Annotated in this window: 18 protein-coding genes and 1 tRNA gene; 11 read left to right on the forward strand and 8 right to left on the reverse strand. The window is 67.7% G+C overall.

Annotated features, from left to right (window positions below):
* Positions 1-18 precede the first annotated feature (18 nt).
* The 8 genes from QE452_RS09860 (at position 19) to QE452_RS09895 (ending at position 6,935) form a co-directional block, all read left to right on the forward strand.
* The gene (locus tag QE452_RS09860; protein ID WP_309657972.1) at positions 19-1,440 is read left to right on the forward strand and encodes an ABC transporter substrate-binding protein; all 1,422 of its coding nucleotides are present in this window, start codon (positions 19-21) and stop codon (positions 1,438-1,440) included.
* Between the two features lie 5 nt (positions 1,441-1,445).
* Positions 1,446-1,862 (forward strand): DUF4112 domain-containing protein, encoded by a 417-nt coding sequence (locus QE452_RS09865; protein ID WP_309657971.1) that lies wholly within the window; start codon positions 1,446-1,448, stop codon positions 1,860-1,862.
* 85 nt (positions 1,863-1,947) lie between these two features.
* Complete coding sequence (gene cobA / locus QE452_RS09870) at positions 1,948-2,739, forward strand: uroporphyrinogen-III C-methyltransferase (RefSeq protein ID WP_309657970.1); 792 nt, start codon at positions 1,948-1,950, stop codon at positions 2,737-2,739.
* On the forward strand, positions 2,736-3,038 hold the full coding sequence (locus QE452_RS09875; protein WP_309657969.1) for a DUF2849 domain-containing protein: 303 nt from the start codon (positions 2,736-2,738) through the stop codon (positions 3,036-3,038). The genes cobA and QE452_RS09875 overlap by 4 nt, the downstream gene beginning before the upstream one ends.
* Before the next feature lies 1 nt (position 3,039).
* Positions 3,040-4,665 (forward strand): nitrite/sulfite reductase, encoded by a 1,626-nt coding sequence (locus QE452_RS09880; RefSeq protein ID WP_309657968.1) that lies wholly within the window; start codon positions 3,040-3,042, stop codon positions 4,663-4,665.
* Positions 4,658-5,116, forward strand: coding sequence for a DUF934 domain-containing protein (locus tag QE452_RS09885; RefSeq protein WP_309657967.1), 459 nt, complete (start codon positions 4,658-4,660; stop codon positions 5,114-5,116). Before QE452_RS09880 ends, QE452_RS09885 begins: the two co-directional genes overlap by 8 nt.
* On the forward strand, positions 5,109-5,867 hold the full coding sequence (locus tag QE452_RS09890) for a phosphoadenylyl-sulfate reductase (protein WP_309657966.1): 759 nt from the start codon (positions 5,109-5,111) through the stop codon (positions 5,865-5,867). The genes QE452_RS09885 and QE452_RS09890 overlap by 8 nt, the downstream gene beginning before the upstream one ends.
* Positions 5,868-5,972: 105 nt before the next feature.
* Positions 5,973-6,935 (forward strand): SDR family oxidoreductase, encoded by a 963-nt coding sequence (locus QE452_RS09895; protein WP_405052755.1) that lies wholly within the window; start codon positions 5,973-5,975, stop codon positions 6,933-6,935.
* A 4-nt stretch (positions 6,936-6,939) separates the two neighbouring features.
* On the opposite strand, the gene QE452_RS09900 is transcribed toward QE452_RS09895, so the two are convergent.
* Entirely contained in the window at positions 6,940-7,956 is a 1,017-nt protein-coding gene (locus QE452_RS09900) for an NAD(P)-dependent alcohol dehydrogenase (RefSeq protein WP_309657964.1), read from the reverse strand.
* Positions 7,957-8,145: 189 nt separating this feature from the next.
* Between QE452_RS09900 and QE452_RS09905 the strand changes: the two genes are divergently transcribed.
* Entirely contained in the window at positions 8,146-9,081 is a 936-nt protein-coding gene (locus QE452_RS09905; RefSeq protein WP_309658138.1) for a DUF808 domain-containing protein, read from the forward strand.
* A gap of 213 nt (positions 9,082-9,294) precedes the next feature.
* Here the strand turns inward: QE452_RS09905 and QE452_RS09910 are convergent.
* The 3 genes from QE452_RS09910 to lon all read right to left on the reverse strand — a co-directional run bounded on the left by QE452_RS09910 (position 9,295) and on the right by lon (position 12,179).
* Positions 9,295-9,369, reverse strand: a tRNA-Val gene (locus tag QE452_RS09910).
* A gap of 65 nt (positions 9,370-9,434) precedes the next feature.
* Entirely contained in the window at positions 9,435-9,707 is a 273-nt protein-coding gene (locus QE452_RS09915) for an HU family DNA-binding protein (RefSeq protein ID WP_125993169.1), read from the reverse strand.
* Positions 9,708-9,836: 129 nt separating this feature from the next.
* Positions 9,837-12,179, reverse strand: a complete 2,343-nt coding sequence (lon, locus tag QE452_RS09920) for an endopeptidase La (protein WP_405052795.1) — start codon at positions 12,177-12,179, stop codon at positions 9,837-9,839.
* 246 nt (positions 12,180-12,425) lie between these two features.
* Between lon and QE452_RS09925 the strand changes: the two genes are divergently transcribed.
* Entirely contained in the window at positions 12,426-14,141 is a 1,716-nt protein-coding gene (locus QE452_RS09925) for a M1 family metallopeptidase (protein ID WP_309657962.1), read from the forward strand.
* Entirely contained in the window at positions 14,117-14,398 is a 282-nt protein-coding gene (locus QE452_RS09930) for a hypothetical protein (protein WP_309657961.1), read from the forward strand. The genes QE452_RS09925 and QE452_RS09930 overlap by 25 nt, the downstream gene beginning before the upstream one ends.
* A 435-nt stretch (positions 14,399-14,833) precedes the next feature.
* On the opposite strand, the gene QE452_RS09935 is transcribed toward QE452_RS09930, so the two are convergent.
* From QE452_RS09935 to QE452_RS09950, 4 genes are all read right to left on the reverse strand, one after another.
* A complete protein-coding gene (locus QE452_RS09935; protein WP_309657960.1) occupies positions 14,834-15,958 on the reverse strand; it encodes an ionic transporter y4hA in 1,125 nt (374 codons plus the stop codon).
* 57 nt (positions 15,959-16,015) lie between these two features.
* A complete protein-coding gene (locus tag QE452_RS09940; protein ID WP_309657959.1) occupies positions 16,016-16,405 on the reverse strand; it encodes a response regulator in 390 nt (129 codons plus the stop codon).
* A 61-nt stretch (positions 16,406-16,466) separates the two neighbouring features.
* Positions 16,467-18,920, reverse strand: a complete 2,454-nt coding sequence (locus QE452_RS09945; RefSeq protein WP_309657958.1) for an ATP-binding protein — start codon at positions 18,918-18,920, stop codon at positions 16,467-16,469.
* Positions 18,917-20,137 (reverse strand): EAL domain-containing protein, encoded by a 1,221-nt coding sequence (locus tag QE452_RS09950; RefSeq protein WP_309657957.1) that lies wholly within the window; start codon positions 20,135-20,137, stop codon positions 18,917-18,919. Before QE452_RS09950 ends, QE452_RS09945 begins: the two co-directional genes overlap by 4 nt.
* Positions 20,138-20,379 lie beyond the last annotated feature (242 nt).

The following is a 20,379-nucleotide window of genomic DNA, read 5'->3' on the forward strand; positions in this document are numbered from 1 at the left end:
GCCCTTCTCGCCCTGACCGTGGCCCTGTTGCTGCCCGCCGGCTGCCAGCGCCGACCCGATCGCGGGGCGGTCGTGGTCAGCGCCATCGGCGGACCGCCGCGCTATGCCACCGGCTTTTCGGCGCGCGCCGACCTGCCCTCGCGGCTGTTGCTCGACTCGACCGCGCAAGGGCTGGTGCGCTTCGATGCCGTCGGGCAGATCGAACCGGGGCTGGCCGAGCGCTGGACGGTCATCGACAATGGCGGCAGCTATATCTTCCGCCTGCGCGAAGCGCGCTGGGCGGACGGCGCGCCCGTCACCGCCGAACAGGTCGTGCGCCTGCTCGAACGTCGGCTCGCCCCACGCGCGCGCAACCCGCTCGCCCCCTTCCTGACCGCGATCGACGAGATCGTGGTGATGACGCCGCAGGTCATCGAGGTCCGGCTGAAACGCCCGCGCCCCGACCTGCTCAAGCTGTTCGCCCAGCCGGAAATGGCGTTGCTGCGGCTCGACCCGCCCGCCGGCAGCGGTCCGTTCCGGATCGCCGAGCGCAGCGTCTCGCCGCTGCTGCGCCCCGCCTTCGATCCCGGCATCGCCGATCCCGACGACCAGCAGGAACATAAGCCGGAAGAGGATGTGCGGCTGATCGGGGAGCGGGCCTCATCCGCGATCCTCCGCTTCGCCCGCGGCAAATCCGATCTGGTCAGCGGTGGCCGTATCGCCGACTGGCCGTTGCTCGCGCTGGCGGAACTGCCACGGGGGGCATTGCGACTCGACCCGGCGGCAGGGCTGTTCGGCCTCGCCATCGCCAATCGCAACGGCTTCCTGGCCGATCCCGCCAATCGCGCCGCGCTGTCGGCCGCGATCGATCGCGGCGCCCTGGTGGCGGCGATCGCGCCGGGCTGGGACGCCACCGACCGATTGCTGCCCGACACGCTCGACTCGGCCGCGCCGCCGCAAATCCCCGACTGGTCGCTGCTGACCATCGACCAGCGCCGCGATCTCGCGCGCGCTCGGGTCGCGACCTGGACCGGCGGCCCGATCGCGCTGACCATCGCCCTGCCCGCCGGCCCCGGCGGCACCTTGCTGTTCGGGCAGATCGCCGCCGACCTGCGTCGGATCGGCATCGAAGCCAGCCGGGCCGCGCCGGACGCCGCCGCTGACCTGCGGCTGATCGACCGGGTCGCCCCCTATGACAGCGCGCGCTGGTATCTTGCCAATGCCTGCGCGCCGTGCAGCGACGAAGCGACCGCCCTGCTGGAGGCGGGCCGCGACGCGCCGACCCTCCGCCTGCGCTCGCAACGCATCGCCGAGGCGGATGCGGCGCTCAATCGCGACACCGCCTTCATCCCGCTCGCCCGCCCGTTACGCTGGTCGCTGGTCGCGACCCGGCTGGCGGCGTGGCAGGCCAATGCCCGCGCCTGGCATCCGTTGAATCGCCTGCGCGCCGACCCCAACTAAGATTCATGAACACGACCCGGATCGACCCGACGATCTTCGACACCCTGCCGCTCGGTCGCGACCCCGTCTCGGTGCGTCGGCGGATCGAGGCGATGGAGAAGCTGCTGGAGCGGAGCTTCACCCTACCCGGCACCAACCGCCCCGTGGGTCTCGACTTCATCGTCGGCCTGGTGCCGGTGGTCGGCGATGCGATCACCGCCTTGATGGGCAGCTGGATCGTCTGGGAAGCGCGCAATCTCGGCCTGTCGCGGTGGCAGCTGGCGCGGATGATGGGCAATGTCGGCTTCGATGCCGCGCTCGGCCTGATCCCCTTCGTCGGCGATGCGGCGGACTTCTTCTTCCGCTCCAACACGCGCAACCTGCGCATCATCCGCCGCCATCTCGATCGCCATCATCCCGGCGCGAGCGTGGTCGAAGGTTGAGGGCGCGGGGCGGCGATAGCTGCCCTACCCCAGCGCAAAGCATCGCTCGATTGTCGCGGCGGCGGGGAACCGCCATCTGAAGAACATGGCAACTCTGCTCGATCCCCATAATCGCGGCCGCGTGATCCTGGTCGGTGCCGGTCCCGGCGATCCCGGCCTGCTCACCGTCCGCGCCGTCGAGGCGCTGAAAGCGGCGGATGTCGTCGTCCATGACGGGTTGATCGACCCGCGCGTGCTCGACATCGCGCCCGCCGCCGCACAGCGCATCTCGGTCGCCAAGCGGCGCGCGCACCACACGCTGCCGCAGGAGGCGATTAACGCGCTGATCGTCGCGCATGTCCGCACCGGCAGCTTGGTCGTGCGGCTGAAGGGCGGCGACCCGTTCATCTTCGGACGCGGCGGCGAGGAAGTGGAGGCGGTGCGCGCCGCCGGCCTGCCGGTCGAGGTCATCCCCGGCGTCTCGGCCGCGCTCGGCTGCGCGGCGGAGGCAATGCTGCCACTGACCCACCGCGACCATAGTTCGGCGGTCAGCTTCGTCGCGGGCCAGTGCAAGGGCCTGTCCGATCAGGATTGGTCGGGCCTCGCCGGGCAAGGCCGGACGCTCGTCATCTATATGGGCGTGGCGACGGCCTCCGCGATCGCCGACAAGCTGATGACCGACGGCGTCGCGCCCGACATGCCGGTCGCGGTGCTGGAGCGCGGCACCCAGCCGGGCCACCGCGCGATCCGCACCCTGCTGGCCGATCTCGGTGCGATGGTGGAGCGCGAGCGGGTCGGCAGCCCGGCGATCATCGTCGTCGGCGAGGTCGTCCTGCTGTCCGATGCCGAGGACAAGCTGGCCCGTTGGGCGCGTATCGCCGAGGAGAGCACGACATGAAATTGCTGACCGGCAACGACCTCGCCAGCGGGGACGTGACGTGGTGGACCGGCAGCGGCTGGTCGCGCCATATCGAGGAGGCGGTGGATGTCGGCGCGGAGGGCGAGGCGATCGCCCGTGCCGAGGAAGGCGCGCGCCGCGTCAACGTCCCCTATGTGATCGACGCGACCGCGACCGCGACCGGGGACGGCCCCCGCCCCGCCCATATCAAGGATCGGATCCGCGCGCTCGGTCCCACCGTCCGCCCCGACCTGACCCTCAAGCCCGCCGACCCCCAGGCCGGCCATTGGGTGATCTGACATGTATCGTTACGACCAATATGACCAGGCGATCGTCGATGCGCGCGTCGACGAGTTCCGCGACCAGGTCCGCCGCCGGCTGGCGGGGCAGTTGACCGAGGACCAGTTCAAGCCGCTCCGGCTGATGAACGGCCTCTATCTCCAGCTCCACGCCTATATGCTGCGGGTCGCCATCCCCTATGGCACGCTCGATTCGCGCCAGTTGCGGACGCTCGCCGGCATCGGGCGCGAGTTCGACCGGGGCTATGGCCATTTCACGACGCGCCAGAACCTCCAGTTCAACTGGATCAAGCTGGAGGACACGCCGACCATCCTCGAACGGCTGGCCAAGGTCGAGATGCATGCCATCCAGACCAGCGGCAACTGCATCCGCAACATCTCGTCCGACCAGTTCGCGGGCGCGGCGGCGGACGAAGTGACCGATCCCCGCCCCTGGGCGGAGCTGCTGCGGCAATGGTCGACCTTCCACCCCGAGTTCAGCTATCTGCCGCGCAAGTTCAAGATCGCGGTGATCGCGGCGGACGAGGATCGCGCGGCGATGCGGCTGCACGATATCGGCATCCAGCTCATTGAGCGGGACGGCGAAGTCGGCGCGCGCATCTATGCCGGCGGCGGCATGGGCCGCACGCCGATGATCGCGCCGCTGATCCGCGACTTCGTCCCCGTCGACGATCTGATGAGCTATCTGGAAGCGGCGCTGCGCGTCTATAACCGCTATGGCCGGCGCGATAACATCTACAAGGCGCGGATCAAAATCCTGGTCCATGAGATCGGCGCTGACGAGTATCGCCGCCAGGTCGAGGAGGAGTTCGTCGCGGTCAAGCAGCTCGGCATCGACCCGCCGCGCGCCGAGCTGGAGCGGATCCAGGCGATGTTCGCCGCCCCCGCCTTTTCCGCCGATGCGCCCGACGCGATCGACCGCAGCGATCCGGACTTCGCGGTCTGGCTGGACCAGAATGTCGCCGCCCACAAGCAGCCGGGCCATGCCATCGTCACGATCAGCCTGAAGCCGATCGGCGGCATTCCCGGCGATGCTTCGGCCGACCAGATGGACCTAGTCGCCGATCTAGCCGAGCGCTACAGCTTCGACGAATTGCGCGTCACCCATGCGCAGAACCTCGTCCTGCCGCATGTCCGCAAGGCCGACCTGCCCACGATCTGGGCGGCGCTGCGCGACGCCGGGCTGGCGGAGGCCAATCTCGATCTGGTCACCGACATCATCGCCTGCCCGGGGCTGGACTATTGCAGCCTCGCCAATGCCCGCTCGATCCCGCTGGCGCAGAAGCTGGCGGTGCGGCTCGCCCCGCGCCAGCATGATCTGGGCGAGCTGAAGGTGAAGATCTCGGGCTGCATCAACGCCTGCGGCCATCACCATGCCGGCCATATCGGCATCTTGGGCGTCGATAAGAAAGGCGTGGAGAATTACCAGCTCTCCTTCGGCGGATCGGGTGCGGAGGACGTCTCGCTCGGCAAGATCACCGGCCCCGGCTTCGACGAGGACGGGGTGGTCGATGCGGTCGACCGCGCCACCCGCACCTATGTCGAGCTGCGACAGGAGGGCGAGCGGTTCCTCGACACCTATCGACGCGTCGGGATGCAGCCGTTCAAGGAGGCGATCTATGGGTGATCTGGACCGCGCGTCGATCGGCGGCGAGCCGCTGCTCCGCTTCCGCGACGACGAGCCGCATGACGAGCCGGCGGTGACGCTCGACTCGTTCCTGGCCGAACAGACCAATGCGACGGCGGTGCGGCTGGAGGCGGGCGAGGATGCGCGCGCGTTGCTGCCGCATCTCGACCGGCTGGCGCTGATCGAGGTGAGCTTCCCGACCTTTCGCGACGGGCGCGGCTATTCGGCCGGGCGTATCCTGCGCGAGGCGGGCTATGTGGGCGAGCTACGTGCGGCCGGCGACGTGCTGGTCGACCAGTTGCCGCTGATGCGGCGCTGCGGCTTCGACAGTTTCGCGCCCGAAAAGGAGATCGACGGCGCGACGCTGCGCGCCAGCCTGGACCGCTATGCCGATCGCTATCAGGCGGCCGCCGACCCGGTGGTGCCGGTCTGGAGGAAGCGCCATGGGTGAGGCCGCGCGCGATCTCGACCTGATCGATGTCCGTCCCGCCTTCACGGTCGAGGATGCGGCGGCGATGGAGGCGCGCTTCGCCGGCGTCGCCGCCCCCGTCATGCTACGTGAGCTGATCACGGGCGAGCTGGCGGGCCGGATCGCGTCCGTCTCGTCCTTCGGCGCCGAGTCGGCGGTGCTGCTGCACATGGTCGCCGATATCGACCCGGACGTGCCGGTGATCTTCACCAACACGCAGAAGATGTTCGGCGAGACGCTGGCGTATCGCGACGAACTGTCCGAGCGGCTGGGCCTGACCGACCTGCGCGTGTTCCGGCCCGATCCGCGCCTGTTGCGGTTGAAGGACGACAAGGGCCTGCGCTGGTCCTACGACCCGGACGGCTGCTGCGAGATCCGCAAGGTGGAGCCGCTGCGCCGCGCGCTCGCGCCCTTCTCGGCCTGGATTTCCGGGCGCAAGGGCTTCCAGGCAGGCACGCGCAAGGCCCTGCCCCGCTTCGAGGTCGAGGACGGGCGGCTCAAGATCAACCCGCTGGCCGACTGGCCCAAGGCCGATCTGGAGGCCTATTTCGCCGAGTATGAGCTGCCGCGCCATCCATTGGAGTCGCAAGGCTATCTGTCGATCGGCTGTGCGCCCTGCACCTCGCGCGTACAGCCCGGCGAGGACCCGCGCGCCGGACGCTGGCGGGGCTGGGACAAGGTGGAATGCGGCATCCACCAGGCGGCGACACCCGGCGACGACCCGATTTTCTGATCGCTTCCGCGGAGCCCCACTGAACCGTCACTCCTTCCGCCCGTTGCCGACTCGACAACAGGAGACGGTATGATGACGGATCGGGATTTCTCACGCAGGGACATGATGGCGGGCACTGCGGTCGGGCTGGCGGCGGCGGGTATCGCCGCGCCCGCGGCGGCGCAGCGCACCAAATCGGCGGCGGGGGCGGCATTGCCCGATCCGCGCACCCGCTATCCGCGCCCGCCCTTCGACACGGCGATGCAGCCCTTTCCGGGTCTGGCCGGCAAGATGACGCCGCGTCCCGATCATGGCGAAACCAGCTATGTCGGATCGGGCCGGCTGACCGGACGACGCGCGCTGGTGACGGGCGGCGATTCGGGCATCGGCCGCGCCGCCGCCATCGCCTTCGCGCGGGAAGGCGCGGACGTGGCGATCAGCTATCTGCCCGCCGAGGAAGCCGACGCGCGCGAGGTGGTCGCGCTGATCCGGCAGGCGGGACGCAAGGCGCTGGCCCTGCCCGGCGACATTCAGGACGAGCGCTGGTGCAATCGCATGGTTGCGCAGACGGTGCGTGAATTGGGCGGGCTCGACCTGCTGGTCAACAATGCCGGCCGCCAGCAACAGCGCCAGGCGCTGGCCGACCTGTCGTCGGAGGATTTCGACGCGACGATGAAGACCAATATCTACGCGATGTTCTGGATCACCAAGGCGGCGCTGCCGCATATGCCGGCCGGCGCGTCGATCATTCAGACGACTTCCGAACAGGCTTATGACCCGTCCGCCAATCTGGTCGACTATGCGATGACCAAGGCGGCGATGATGAATTTCACCAAGTCGCTCGCCAAGCAGCTCGGCCCCAAGGGCATCCGCGTCAACGGCGTGGCCCCGGGACCGATCTGGACGCCGCTCCAGGCCGCGGGCGGCGCGACGGCGGAGAAGCTGCGCGAATTCGGCGGCGACACCTCGCTAGGCCGGCCGGGCCAGCCGGTCGAGCTGGGGTCGATCTTCGTCCAGCTCGCCGCCAACGACGCCACTTTCTCGACCGGTCAGGTCTATGGCGCCGCCGGCGGGACCGGTCAGCCCTAAGCCCTTACCACTCCACGCCGATCTTGCCGAAATGGCCGGCGCTTTGCTCATAGGCGAAGGCGTCGGCCAATCGGTCCAGCGGGAAGCGGCGGTCGATCACCGGGCGGATGTCGTTCGCCTCGATCGCGCGGACGAAATCCTGCTGCATCCGCCCGCTGCCGACGATCAGGCCTTGCAACCGCGCCTGCTTGGCCATCAATGCGGCGGTCGGTACCTCGCCGCTCGCCCCGGTCAGCACGCCGATCAGCGAGATATGCCCGCCGACGCGCACCGCCCCGATCGACTGGGCCAGCGTGCCCGGCCCACCGACCTCGACGACATGGTCGACGCCCAGCCCGCCGGTCCAGTCGGCGATCGCCCGGCCCCATTCCGGCGTCTCGCGATAGTTGAGTGTGAAGTCCGCGCCCAGGTCACGGGCCCGATCCAGCTTCTCGCCCGAGGAAGAGGTGATCGCCACCGTCGCGCCCATCGCCTTGGCGATCTGGAGCGCCCAGATCGACACGCCGCCGGTGCCGAGCAGCAGCACCGTGTCGCCCGCCTTCAGCCCGCCATCGCCGACCAGCGCGCGCCATGCCGTCAGCCCGGCGGTGGTGATCGTCGCCGATTCCACGGCGTCCAGATGCTTGGGCGCATGGGTGAAGGCGGTGGCGGCGCGGACCGCGACTTCCTGTGCGAAGCCGTCGATCCCGTCGCCCGGCGTGCCGGCGAAGTCGCCGACCTGCGCGGTGCCATCCTGCCACTGCGGGAAGAAGCACGAGACGACTTGGTCGCCGGGCGCGAATTCGCTCACCCCCTCGCCCACGGCGTCGACGACGCCGGCACCGTCCGCCAGCGGCACCCGGCCCTGCTCCGGGTCCGGCGCACCCATCCGCCCGGTCACGACGCCCAGGTCATGATAGTTGAGCGAGCTGCCATGCAGCGCCACGCGGATCTCGCCCGGTCCCGGCGCCCCCGGATCGGGCCGGTCCTCCATCCGCAGTCGATCCAGCCCGGCGGGCGCGCGTACGATCATCGTCTTCATCGTCAACTCCTTGCTTCGGTCCGACAACGAGCGCGCTCCGCAAACTCTCCCTCATCCTGCGCAGGTCGGTATCGATGGGCCGATACGCATGACTTTACAGTGCGGCGGCGCAGCATCATGACGGATCGTTCATCGGGCGCGCCGCCCGCGCGATGGACGAACCAGTTGGCGCGGACGGAGAATGACGACATGCCGAGTGGATTGGCCGCCTTGCTGGACGATGTGGCGGGGATCACCCGCCTCGCCGCCGCCTCGCTCGACGATGTCGGGGCCGCCGCCAGCCGCGCCGGCACCAAGGCGGTCGGCGTGGTGATCGACGATACCGCCGTCACCCCGCGTTACGTCACCGGCCTGTCGCCCGCCCGCGAACTGCCGATCATCGGCAAGATCGCGCTGGGCTCGCTCCGCAACAAGCTGTTGATCCTCCTGCCGCTGGCGCTGGTGCTGAGCGCCTTCGCCCCCTGGGCGCTGACGCCGCTGCTGATGATCGGCGGCGCCTATCTCTGCTTCGAGGGGGTGGAGAAGCTGGTCGAGGCCTTTGGCGGCCATCACGCGACCGAAGAGGCGGCGGAGGGCGCGACCACGCCGGAGGCCCTGGAGAAGCAGAAGGTCAGCGGCGCGGTGCGCACCGACTTCATCCTGTCGGCGGAGATCATGGCGATCGCGCTCGCGGAAGTGTCGGGCAGCGGCATCGTCGCCCAGGCGGTGGCGCTGGCGATCGTCGCGGTCGCGATCACGGTCGGCGTCTATGGCGTGGTCGGGCTGATCGTGAAGCTGGACGATATCGGCCTGCATCTCGCCGGCAAGGATTCGGCCACCGTCCAGGCGATCGGGCGCGGCATGGTGAAGGCGATGCCGGTCATCATGTCGGCGCTGGCCGCGATCGGCACGGCGGCGATGATCTGGGTCGGTGGCGGCATCCTGGTGCATGGCATGGCCGGGTTGGGCTTCGCCGCGCCGGAGCATGTCGTGCATCATGCCGCCGAGACGGTGGCGGGCGCGGTACCGGCGTTGCACGGCGTGCTGGCCTGGATCGTCACCGCCATCGGCTCGGCGATCGTCGGGCTGGTCGCGGGCGGGCTGATCGTCGCGCCGCTCCACCTGGTGAAGCGCAAGCCGCATTGAGCGGCAGGCTCCTTCCTGTTCCCCGGCGAAGGCCGGGGCCCAGTTGGGAAGGTCGAAGTAACGGAGCGCCGTCCGTCGTCACCATCGTCCCCCAGCTGGGCCCCGGCCTTTGCCGGGGAACAGGAGGAAAATGGCAGAGGCCCCAAACGCAAAATGCCCGCCGCCGAGCCGCTGTCGCGGGCCGGAAGGCGGGCATTTGGAAGACCGGGACGATGGTGGGCGCGACAGGGATTGAACCTGTGACCCCACCCGTGTGAAGGGTGTGCTCTACCGCTGAGCTACGCGCCCATCGTCCGGGAGGCAGCCCTTTAGGCGGTGGTTTTCCGCCTGTCCAGCCACCTTCCGCAAAAAAATCAGTTCACCGAGTCCTTCAGGATCTTGCCGGCCTTGAACTTGGGCTGGCTGGAGGCCTTGATCGTCATCGGCTCGCCGGTGCGCGGGTTGCGGCCGGTCGACGCCTTGCGCTTCGACACGGAAAACGTCCCGAAACCGACCAGACGAACCTCGTCACCCTTGCGCAGGCTGGCGGAAATGGCGTCGAACACCGCCTCCACCGCCTTGGTCGCATCCACCTTGCCGAGCCCCGACGTGTCCGCGACCGTCGCGATCAGCTCCTGCTTGTTCATTGATAAACCCCCAAAATATCGTCACACCGCGCGCCGGAATCGATCCGCGCGGCAAGAAGTCCCAATAAGAGCGAGCATTTAGCCCGAGTCAACCGCCACGCGACGAGGCGACGCGCGGCGGTCTAGCCGTCAGTGATGCAATTCGCCACCCGCCGGCGTGATCGGCGCGGGCGGAAGCGCCGCCAGATCATCGGTCTCGGTCCAGTCGATCGCCTCCAGCGGCTCGGTCAGCGCCAGGCGCAGCACCTCGTCGACATGCTGGACCGGCACGATCGTCAGGCCGTCCTTGATGTTCTGCGGAATGTCGGCGAGATCCTTCTCATTCTCGTGCGGGATCAGCACCGTGGTGATGCCGCCGCGCATCGCGGCCAGCAGCTTCTCCTTCAACCCGCCGATCGGCAGCACCCGACCGCGCAGCGTCACCTCGCCGGTCATCGCCACTTCGCGCCGCACCGGCACGCCGGTCAGCGTCGACACGATCGAGGTGACGATGCCGATGCCCGCCGACGGCCCGTCCTTGGGCACCGCGCCCTCGGGCAGATGGATATGGATATCCTTGCGGTGGAACAGGCTGGGCTTGATGCCATAGGAGGGCGAGCGCGCCTGGACGAAGCTGAAGGCGGCCTGCACCGATTCCTTCATCACATCACCCAGCTTGCCGGTCGTCTTCACCTGCCCCTTGCCCGGCACCGTCACCGATTCGATGGTCAGCAGCTCGCCGCCCACCTCGGTCCAGGCCAGACCGGTCACCGCACCGATCTGGTGCTCGGTCTCGCTCAGGCCGTGGCGGAACTTCTGCACGCCAGCGAAGTCGGACAGATTATCGGGCGTGATCGTCACGCTTTCCGCCTTGCCCTCCAGGATCTGGCGCAGCGCCTTGCGGCACAGCTTGGCGATCTCGCGCTCCAGCGTGCGCACCCCCGCCTCGCGCGTGTAGCGCTGGATCAGCGCGCGCAGGCCGGTCTGGGTCAGCGTGAACTCGCCATCCTTCAGGCCATGCGCCTCGATCTGCTTGGCGACGAGATGCCGCTCGGCGATCTCGACCTTCTCATCCTCGGTATAGCCCTCCAGCCGGATGATCTCCATCCGGTCCAGCAGAGGCTGCGGCAGGTTGAGCGTGTTGGCGGTGCAGACGAACATCACGTCCGACAGATCGACATCGATCTCCAGATAATGGTCGTTGAACTTGCCGTTCTGCTCCGGGTCCAGCACCTCGAGCAGCGCCGAGGCCGGGTCGCCCCGGAAATCCTGGCCCAGCTTGTCGATCTCGTCGAGCAGGAACAGTGGGTTGGACGTGCCGGCCTTTTTCAGGTTGGTCACGATCTTGCCCGGCATCGAGCCGATATAGGTGCGGCGATGGCCGCGGATCTCGGCCTCGTCGCGCACGCCGCCCAGCGACTGGCGGATGAACTCGCGCCCCGTCGCCTTGGCGATCGACTTGCCCAGCGAGGTCTTGCCGACGCCCGGCGGGCCGACCAGGCACAGGATCGGCCCCTTCAGCTTGTTGGTGCGCGCCTGCACGCCGAGATATTCGACGATCCGGTCCTTCACCTTCTCCAGCGCGTAGTGATCCTCGTTCAGGATCGCCTCGGCGGCCGGGATGTCCTTCTTGACCTTGGACTTCTTGCCCCAGGGCAGGCCGAGCAGCACGTCCAGATAGTTGCGCACGACGGTCGCCTCGGCGCTCATCGGCGCCATGGTCTTGAGCTTCTTCAGCTCGGCGGTCGCCTTGGTGCGTGCCTCCTTGGACAGTTTCAGCGTCGCGATCTTCTGGGTCAGCTCGGCGAGCTCGTCGCCATCGCCTTCCTCATCGCCATTGCCTAGTTCGCGCTGGATCGCCTTCAGCTGCTCGTTGAGATAATATTCGCGCTGCGACTTCTCCATCTGGCGCTTGACGCGGGTCTTGATCTTCTTCTCGACCTGCAGGACGCCGAGCTCGCCCTCCATCAGCGCGAAGGCCATTTCCAGCCGCTTGGCAGGATCGGTCTCGACCAGCAACGCCTGCTTGTCGGCGACCTTGACCTGGATATTGGCGGCGACCGCATCGGCCAGCCGCGCGGCATCCTCCAGCTCGCCCAGTTGCACCGCGGTCTCCGCCGGCAGCTTCTTGTTGAGCTTCGAATAATTCTCGAACTGCGACACGACCGAGCGCATCAGCGCCTCGATCTCGACGCCCTCGCCCGCCTCGTCCTCGACCAGGTCGACGGTGGCGGCGAGATGATCGGCGGCCGGGGCCAGCTCGCCCAGCCGGGCGCGCTGCTTGCCCTCGACCAGCACGCGGACGGTGCCGTCGGGCAGCTTGAGCAGCTGCAAGACGGTGGCGGTGACGCCGATCTCGTACAGATCCTCGCGCGAGGGATCGTCCTCGGCAGGGTCGAGCTGGGCGACGAGGAAGATCTCCTTGTCGCCGGCCATCGCCGTCTCCAGCGCCGCGACCGATTTCTCGCGACCCACGAACAGCGGCACGATCATGGCCGGAAATACGACGATGTCGCGCAGGGGAAGTACCGGCAGGGTATGATTCACAAGCTACTCCGCGCGCCGTTCGATCGGCGCTTTTGTCCTATATGGGCGGTGATGCCCCATCCATCAATCACCTGCACGGCCAGCCGGTCGCCCCGGGGATCGCCACCATGCTTCGGCATAGGCAAAGCCATCACCATCCTATAGCCGTGGAACGGTCCGGGTGGTCGCCCGTCCCTCTTGTTCGGTCTCGTCATGTTCGTATCGCTGCTCGCCCCCATCGCCCTTCTGGCCGCTTCCGCACCGCTCGACACCGCTCCCCCGGCCAAGGGCACCCCGCCCGTCACCGCACAGACAAAGCGCTCGGGCGGCGTGCGCCCGCCCGAGCAACTGGCGATGCGCTTCGACAGTGCCGATCTAGCATTCGAGCTGTTGCCCGACCGTTACCGGCTGGAGGGGGTGGCCACGCTGGGCTTCACCGCTACCGCGCCGCTCGACCGGCTGGTGATCGATCTCGACCGCAACCTGCCGGTCCGTGCGATCGCGATCGACGACGTCGACCTGCCCGCCACCGCCTGGTCCAACCCGGAGGGGCAGCTGGTCGTCCGACTGCCCCGGCCGCTCGCCGCCGGACAGTCGGTCCGGGCGCGAATCACCTATGGCGGCACGCCGCATGTCGCGGTCCGCGCGCCCTGGGACGACGGCGTCGTCTGGTCGAAGACCAAGGACGGCCGGACCTGGTTCGGCACCACGGCGGAGGGCTATGGCTGCGACCTGTTCTGGCCCTGCCTCGACTTCCCCAAGGGCGAGCCGGCGGTGGTGACGCTGCACATCACCGTGCCCAAGGGGTTGAAGGCCCCGTCCAACGGCGTGCTGCTCGGCGTCGATACGCTGCCCGATGGCCGCAGCCGCTGGAACTGGCGGATCGCGCATCCCAACACCTATGGCATCGCCCTCAATGTCGGGCCCTATGAAGAGATCAGCGGCACCTATAAGAGCCGGTTCGGCAACCGCATCCCGATGTTCTACTGGTATCTGCCGGGGGAGAAGGCGCAGGCCGAGAAGCTGTTCGCGGAGTTCGCGCCGACGCTCGACTTTTTCGAGAGCGTGATCGGCCCCTATCCCTTTGGCGACGAAAAGGTCGGCGTGGTCGAGACGCCCTATAAGGGCATGGAGCACCAGACGATCAACGCCTATGGCAACGATTATGCCAAGGCGATCGAGGGGTTCGACTGGCTGTTCCAGCATGAGTTCAGCCATGAATGGTTCGGCAACCAGCTGACCGCCGCCAATTGGGACGATTACTGGCTGCACGAGGGCTATGGCAGCTATATGCAGCCCGCCTATGGCCGCTGGCGCGAGGGCGAGGCGCGCTATGCCGCAATGATGCAGGGCCAGCGCGGCGGCATCGCCAACCAGGTGCCGATCGTGCGCGGCCGCGTCATCACCGAGGAGGAGGTATATGAGGCCGAGGATGGCGGCCCCGGCCTCGACATCTACAACAAGGGCTCGTGGATGCTCCACACGCTGCGTGGCCTGATCGGGGACGCGGCCTTCTGGGACGTGACCCGACTCGCCGTCTATGGCCGCACCGATCCGAAGCCGGGCAACTTCCAGCCGCGCTTCGGCTCCACGGCGGAATATGAGCGCTTCGTCCGTCAGGTGACCGGCCAGGATTATGGCTGGTTCTTCGACGTCTATCTGCGCCGCGCCGCCCTGCCGGAGCTGGTGACCGAACGCTCGGGCGACCGCATGACGCTGCGGTGGAAGGTGCCGGGCAACGGCCCCTTCCCCTTGCCGGTCGAGGTGCAGGTCGGCGACCGCATCACCAGAGTCGCGATGGCCGGCGGCCGGGGCGAACTCGCGGTGCCCGCCGATGCGCATGTGGTGATCGATCCCTTCGCCCGCGTGTTGATGCGTTCGACAGCGGTCGAGGAGTTGCAGGCATGGCGAAGCGGCAGGACGAAATGACCGGGACGGCGCGCCCCGTCGCTCGCGTGGCGGAGATGGCGGCGATCTTCATGATCGGCGACGGGATGCTCGGCCTGCTCCAGCCGCGTCGCCACGTCGCGTTATGGCGATCGGACGTGCCCGCGCTCGATGCCCTGGTCCGCCCCTTTGCCGGGCGGGCCGGGCGGCGGCGTCTCTATGGCATGGCGCAACTGGTGGCGGGGGTCGTACTCGCCAGTCGGCTGACGGAAGGTCTGGGTGCCGATTCGCCAGAATAAATCTGGTTACCTTTGCGACTAGATTGCCATTGCTTGGATAAGCGCCGCAAATAACGAAGCGTAATCGCATTCGATATGGATGAATTTCGCGGCAAGAATTTTAGCGAAAAATAACGGGAGAGAGCTGCCATTGCAGGCGCTCATCTCCCGACCATCACCGGCCGCTGCCGGTTCGACCGGCGGCTCCACTCCATAACCCGTTTTATAATTGACGACGCAGTGATTGGTGACGTGCTTGTACACAAGCCGGAGACAAAAAAAAGGCCGGGACAAGCCCGGCCGAAAAGTTTTTAGGAGAGGATGCCTGAAAGGCACGGCTCTTGTGCATCGCAGCACGGTGTTAAGCAATTGCTCGTTCGACCATTAAGGATGCAGAAAAGACAATCGCAAACCGGTTCCGTTGCAGCATCATCTATTTTCCACCCGATCCCAGGATCATGGCACCACGGTGACGAACAGATAGGCGGCGAAGATCACCAGGTGGACGACGCCCTGCAACACCGTGGTCTTGCCATTGCCCAGCGATAGAGTGGCGACGAACAGCGATACGGCGAGCAGGGTCATGCTCTTCCCGCTGATCCCCAGCGCCAGTGGCAGGCCGAGCACCAGCGACACGATGGCCACCGCGGGAATCGTCAGTCCGATCGTCGCCAGCGCCGATCCCAGCGCCAGGTTGAGGCTGGTCTGCAGGCGGTTGCGCTTGGCCGCGCGATAGGCCGCCAGGCTTTCGGGCGCGAGCACCAGCGCGGCGATGATGACGCCGACCAGCGCCAGCGGCAGACCCGCCCCCAGGATCGCCGCCTCGACGGTCGGCGACAGTGCCTTGGCGAGCAGCACCACGACGACCAGCGCGACCAGCAGCACGCCGAACGCGCTCCACGCGGCGGCATCGGTCGGCGGCTCGGCATGGGCATCATGCGGCAGGCTCTCGCCCGAGGGCAGGAAATAGTCGCGATGCCGCACCGTCTGCACCATCACGAACGTGCCGTAGAGGATCAGCGACACCACCGCCACGAACAGGAGTTGCGACGGCGCATAGGTCGGGCCCGAGGTGGTATCGGTATAATTGGGCAGGACCAGCGACAGCACCGCCATCGCCGCCAGCACGCACAGGGCCGCGCTCACCCCGCGCAAGGTGAAACGCTGCTCGCCATGCCGGATGCCGCCCGCCAGCAGGCAGAGGCCGACGATAAAGTTGAGGATGATCATGATCGCCGCGAACACCGTATCGCGCGCCAGCGAGGAGGCGTCGCCCGCATCGGACAGCATCAGGCTGACGATCAGCGAGACCTCGATCACCGTCACCGCGATCGCCAGGACCAGCGTCCCGAAGGGCTCGCCGACCCGGTGCGCCACCACTTCGGCATGGTGGACGGCGGCGAGCACGCTGCCGATCAGGATGACGATCGCCGCCACCGTGCCGATCGTGCCGAGCTTCGCGAGCGACGTAACGATCGCCGCCACTCCGAGCAGCGGGAACACCAATGTCCACCAGGGCAGGGTCAGTCTGTGCAACAGGGCCCGCTTGGCCCCCTGTGGTACGATCACCTCTTCCGCCATGCCGCCTCCCTTTTGCGTTCACCGAACCAATGCCCCGGCGACGCGAAAAGGTTCCGGTCAGGCGATCACGCCGCCGCCATCGCGCTGTGCCAGCACACGGCCCATCGACTCGAACAGCGCATCCATCGCCACCGGCTTGAAGATCACGTCGTCCGCCCCCGCCGCCAGGCAGCGTTCGCGCAGGTCGACCGCCGCGTCGGCGGTCACCACGATGATCGGGACCGCAGCCTTGGCATCGCCGCGCGCGCGGATGTGGCGGATCGCGGTGATGCCATCCATGCCCGGCATCCGCAGGTCGATCAGCACGATGGTGAAGTCATGCCGGTCGATCTCGACCAGCCCCTGCTCGGCATCCTCCGCCTCGCTCATGCTGGCGCCGGCCACGTCCAGCATGTCGCGAACGACACGGCGGTTCATGCGATCGTCCTCGATGAAGAGCACGTCCATCGCTATGCCGATCCCATCCTGTGCCCCTGCCAGCGCCTGATCATGGGCCAGCGTCTACGCGTCATACCGCCTGCGTTACAAGCAGATCGTCCTGCGATGCGGTGAACAGAGCCTGGACCAGCGCGGCGCCCGTCACCGGCTTGCTCACGACCTGGCGCACGCCGCTGGCGGACAGGCGCATCACGCCCGGGGCATCCGCCGCCGGCCACAACAATGTCACCGCCGCGCCACATCCTTCGGCCGCCGCGACCAGACGCGCGAGCGCGGCATCCGGCTCGGCTTCGCCCCGCAGCGGTGCTTCGTCCACCAGCACGCGTCGACATGGCCCCTCTCTCAGCGACTCGATCGCTTCCTGAAAACTCCCGACAAAGACTAGGCGTTCCTCATGCGGCGCGAACAGCGTCCGCCACATGCTGCGGGCGATCGGATTGTAATCGATGACCAGCAGGCCCGCCCCCTGGGCACCGGTGCCGCACGTCACCCGCTGCTGCGCGTCCACCGGCACGACCAGCGGCAACGTCACGGTGAAGGTCGACCCCTCCCCCTCGACGCTGTCGACCGCGACATCGCCGCCCATCGCCCGCGCCAGGTTGCGACAGATGGACAGGCCCAGGCCCGTGCCGCCGAACCGCCGCGTCGTACTCGCATCCGCCTGGCGGAAGGCCTCGAAGATCGCGTTCTGCTGATCCGGGGCGATGCCGATGCCCGTATCCCGCACCGCGATCGCATAGTTGCTGTCATCGTCGACGCGGGTGACGGACAGCGACACCTGCCCCGCGCTGGTGAACTTCAGTGCATTGGCGACCAGGTTGAATACAATCTGGCGGACCCGTGCGGCATCGCCGACGACGCAATCGGGGCAGTCGGCCAGCGCCGTCTCGAACCGCAGCCCCCGCGCCTCCGCCTGCGCCCGCCACATGGTCGCGGCGTCGCGGATCGTCGCGGCCAGATCGAACGGCGCTTCCTCGATGGTCAGGTGGCCGGTCTCGATCTTCGCCACGTCCAGGATATCGTCGACCAGCGCCTTCATCGTCACGCCCGCGCCGTGCACCACGGTCAGCCGGTCGCGAATGGCCGCGTCCAGCCGCGCATCGGCCAGCATCACCTGGGTCATGCCCAATATGCCGTTCAGCGGCGTGCGAATTTCATGGCTGGTGGTCGCCAGGAACTCGGTCTTCGCGGCCAGCGCCTTGCCCAGCGCTTCATTGGTGACCGCCAGGTCTTCGTTCGCGGCGCGGACCTGATTGCGACTGCGGCGGACGGTGAACAGGCTGATCGCCAGCATGAGGATGACGATCGCGGTCGCCGCCGCCGCGCCCAGGAACACCAGCCGCTCGGTCCGCGCACGCGCCTGTTCGAAGGCGATGCCGCGCCGCAACTCCTCGGCCTTCAGCTTGGCGATTCGCAGTTCCTGATTGGCGAAGTCGAACCGCGCCGCCATCAACGCGGTGTTGGTCTGGGTGGCGAGCTTGGTCGCCTCGTCGTCCAGCCGCTTCAGCGCGATTAGGTGCGGCAGTGCCTTGTCCGGCTCGCCCAGCATCGCGAAGGTGCGATAGGCGGTCTGATGCGCCTCGCGATAAGGCAGGGTCGTGGTGTCCGGATCGACCCCCGCGAAGCTTGCCTCGATCAGCCGGCCAGCCTCGTCCGTCCGTCGTTCCTGCAACGCCGCTTGCGCAGCGATGGCCTGGATTTGCGGCCGCCAATGTTGCGCTTCACCCTTGCGTGTCAGGAGAAGGGCCCGTCGCAGCGCCCAATCCGCCTCGCCGACCCGTCCGGCCTTCAGGCGGTTGCGCGCCAGATTGCCCAGCACCTGGGCCTGAAGCAGCGGACTGTTGCGGCTGCGCGCGAGACCATAGGCGCGTTGAAAGTCCGCCTCCGCATCGGCGAAGCGGCCGAGATCCTGATAGACGGTGCCGCGATTGTTGAACACCGCGAGCAACAGTCGTGGGTCGCCGCGATACACGTCCTCCGCTTGGCTGAAATAGCGTAGTGCCGTCTCATTGTCGCGCGCGTCATTGTAAAGGCCCGCCATGCCGACCAGCGCCATCGCCTGGCTGCGCGCATCACCCGTTCCCTGGAAGATGCGAAACGCCTGTTGAAACGCGCGCAGCGCCGCTGCCGCCCGGCCCTGAACGCCCTGATAGGCCGCATTGGTCAGCAGGACTTCGCCCATCACCTGCGATCGGGGATCGTAGCGCCGGGCCGCCGCCTCGGCACGGGATAGCAGCGCCGCCGCCTCGCCCAAGCGGTTCAGCCGTAGACAGGCATCCCCCTGCAATCGCCACGCCTGCGCCAGTTCCAGGTCGCGCTGGCGCGCATCGTCGCGGGCCTCGGCATGGTCCTCGGCCTGGCGAGCCGACGTCAATGCAATGGTCGGATCGGTGACCATCGCGGTACGGGCCATCGCTACCGACCGATCGAATGCCTCATCTACCGGCGACGCGCCCCGGCTCGCGGTCGACCATCCGGTAGCGGACAGGATCAGCGCGACGACGATCGCCGCCTGCGGGATCATCGGCGCGACCAGGCGTTCCGCAGGCTCTGCACGCTGGGCGGCACCGGCACCTCGAACCCGCCACGCTGCTCCTCCAGATAGGCGAGCAGCGCGTCGAGCGGAACCGGCCGGCTGATCAGGAAGCCCTGCACCATGTCGCACCCCATCACCGACAGCAGCGCGAGTGCGGCATGGGTTTCCACGCCCTCGGCAACCACTTCCATCTCCAGCGCATGGGCAAGGTCGATGGTCGAGCGGACGATCAGCGGGTCGCGGTTCGAACTGGTGAGCTGGGTGACGAACAGCTTGTCGATCTTCAGCTCGCGCGCCGGCAGCTGCTTGAGATAGGCCAGCGACGACAGGCCGGCGCCATAATCGTCGATCGCGATGGTGATGCCGATGCCTGCAAAGATCTGGAGATGTGCGATCGCGCATTGCGGGTCGCGAATCACCGAAGTTTCGGTGACCTCGAACCCCAGCCGTGCGCCGCTGCCCTGGATCAGGGCGCAGGCCTCGCGGACGAAGGCGGTGTCGGTCAGCAGCACGCCGGCGATGTTGATGAAGATCGGGCAGTCGACGCCGCGCGACGCCATCAGCCGCTGATCCTCGATCACCTGGCGGATGGTCCACAAGGTCAGGTCGACGATATCGCGCGACTGTTCCGCCAATGGAATGAAGTCGCCGGGCGACACCTGCCCGCGAGTCGGATGATTCCAGCGGACCAGCGCCTCGACGCTGGAGATGCGCTGCTGGCGGACATGCAGCTTCGGCTGATAGTGCAGCGCCATCTCGCCCCGCCGGATCGCGACGGGCAGGTCATGCGCCAGCGCCATGCGATCGTGCGCGACGTCGCCGCATGCCACGTCGCAGATCACCGGCTGCCGCTCCGACCGTGCCTCGATCAGCGCGGTTTCGGCCTCCTCGATCAGCCGCACATCGTCTGCCTCACCGACAGGGGCGGCCGATGCGCCGATATGCACGTCGACCGCGACCACACCGATGTCGATGGGCAAGGGACGGGCGAACAGCCGTTCGATCGCCCCGATTCGCTCGTCTAGGGCGGCGCGGTGGTCACCCACGAAGATCAGCTCGATCAGGTCGCGCCCGGTGGCCGTGATCGCCGCTGCGGGCCCCAGCGCGGCTATCCGCCGAACCAGCAGATCGGCCAGCGAATCGGCGACTGCGAGGCCGAGGTGCCGGCGCAACAGGCCATAATTCGCCACCGACACCAGAACCACGAACCGCCATCCTCCCCGCATTGTGCGGGAAGGCGATGCCGCTTCGTCGGGGCGCGGCGGCCGGGCCCGTTGGCTGTTCGTCATCGGATGCTGATCCATCGTTCCGCCGAATAAACGAAAATCGATAAATATACTGTTAAGCTACAGGTCCAATGGGGTTTCTCCGTTGCGAACTGGTAAACGTGGTGTTAATAATTCCCTGCCTCCAACGAGGGGCCTAGAGGGAGAAAAACCATGCTGAA

It is taken from the genome of Sphingomonas sp. SORGH_AS_0438 (genome assembly GCF_031453475.1).
Taxonomy (GTDB): Bacteria; Pseudomonadota; Alphaproteobacteria; order Sphingomonadales; family Sphingomonadaceae; genus Sphingomonas.

What these genes read in the sequence shown, in the direction of transcription:
- QE452_RS09930 (WP_309657961.1), top strand. Translation starts at nt 14,117, where the DNA reads ATGGCGAAGCGGCAGGACGAAATGACCGGGACGGCGCGCCCCGTCGCT.
- QE452_RS09875 (WP_309657969.1), top strand. Translation starts at nt 2,736, where the DNA reads ATGAAATTGCTGACCGGCAACGACCTCGCCAGCGGGGACGTGACGTGG.
- QE452_RS09935 (WP_309657960.1), bottom strand. Translation starts at nt 15,958, where the DNA reads ATGGCGGAAGAGGTGATCGTACCACAGGGGGCCAAGCGGGCCCTGTTG.
- QE452_RS09880 (WP_309657968.1), top strand. Translation starts at nt 3,040, where the DNA reads ATGTATCGTTACGACCAATATGACCAGGCGATCGTCGATGCGCGCGTC.
- lon (WP_405052795.1), bottom strand. Translation starts at nt 12,179, where the DNA reads ATGATCGTGCCGCTGTTCGTGGGTCGCGAGAAATCGGTCGCGGCGCTG.
- QE452_RS09940 (WP_309657959.1), bottom strand. Translation starts at nt 16,405, where the DNA reads ATGGACGTGCTCTTCATCGAGGACGATCGCATGAACCGCCGTGTCGTT.
- QE452_RS09905 (WP_309658138.1), top strand. Translation starts at nt 8,146, where the DNA reads ATGCCGAGTGGATTGGCCGCCTTGCTGGACGATGTGGCGGGGATCACC.
- QE452_RS09895 (WP_405052755.1), top strand. Translation starts at nt 5,973, where the DNA reads ATGGCGGGCACTGCGGTCGGGCTGGCGGCGGCGGGTATCGCCGCGCCC.
- cobA (WP_309657970.1), top strand. Translation starts at nt 1,948, where the DNA reads ATGGCAACTCTGCTCGATCCCCATAATCGCGGCCGCGTGATCCTGGTC.
- QE452_RS09925 (WP_309657962.1), top strand. Translation starts at nt 12,426, where the DNA reads ATGTTCGTATCGCTGCTCGCCCCCATCGCCCTTCTGGCCGCTTCCGCA.
- QE452_RS09900 (WP_309657964.1), bottom strand. Translation starts at nt 7,956, where the DNA reads ATGAAGACGATGATCGTACGCGCGCCCGCCGGGCTGGATCGACTGCGG.
- QE452_RS09885 (WP_309657967.1), top strand. Translation starts at nt 4,658, where the DNA reads ATGGGTGATCTGGACCGCGCGTCGATCGGCGGCGAGCCGCTGCTCCGC.
- QE452_RS09915 (WP_125993169.1), bottom strand. Translation starts at nt 9,707, where the DNA reads ATGAACAAGCAGGAGCTGATCGCGACGGTCGCGGACACGTCGGGGCTC.
- QE452_RS09945 (WP_309657958.1), bottom strand. Translation starts at nt 18,920, where the DNA reads ATGATCCCGCAGGCGGCGATCGTCGTCGCGCTGATCCTGTCCGCTACC.
- QE452_RS09865 (WP_309657971.1), top strand. Translation starts at nt 1,446, where the DNA reads ATGAACACGACCCGGATCGACCCGACGATCTTCGACACCCTGCCGCTC.
- QE452_RS09890 (WP_309657966.1), top strand. Translation starts at nt 5,109, where the DNA reads ATGGGTGAGGCCGCGCGCGATCTCGACCTGATCGATGTCCGTCCCGCC.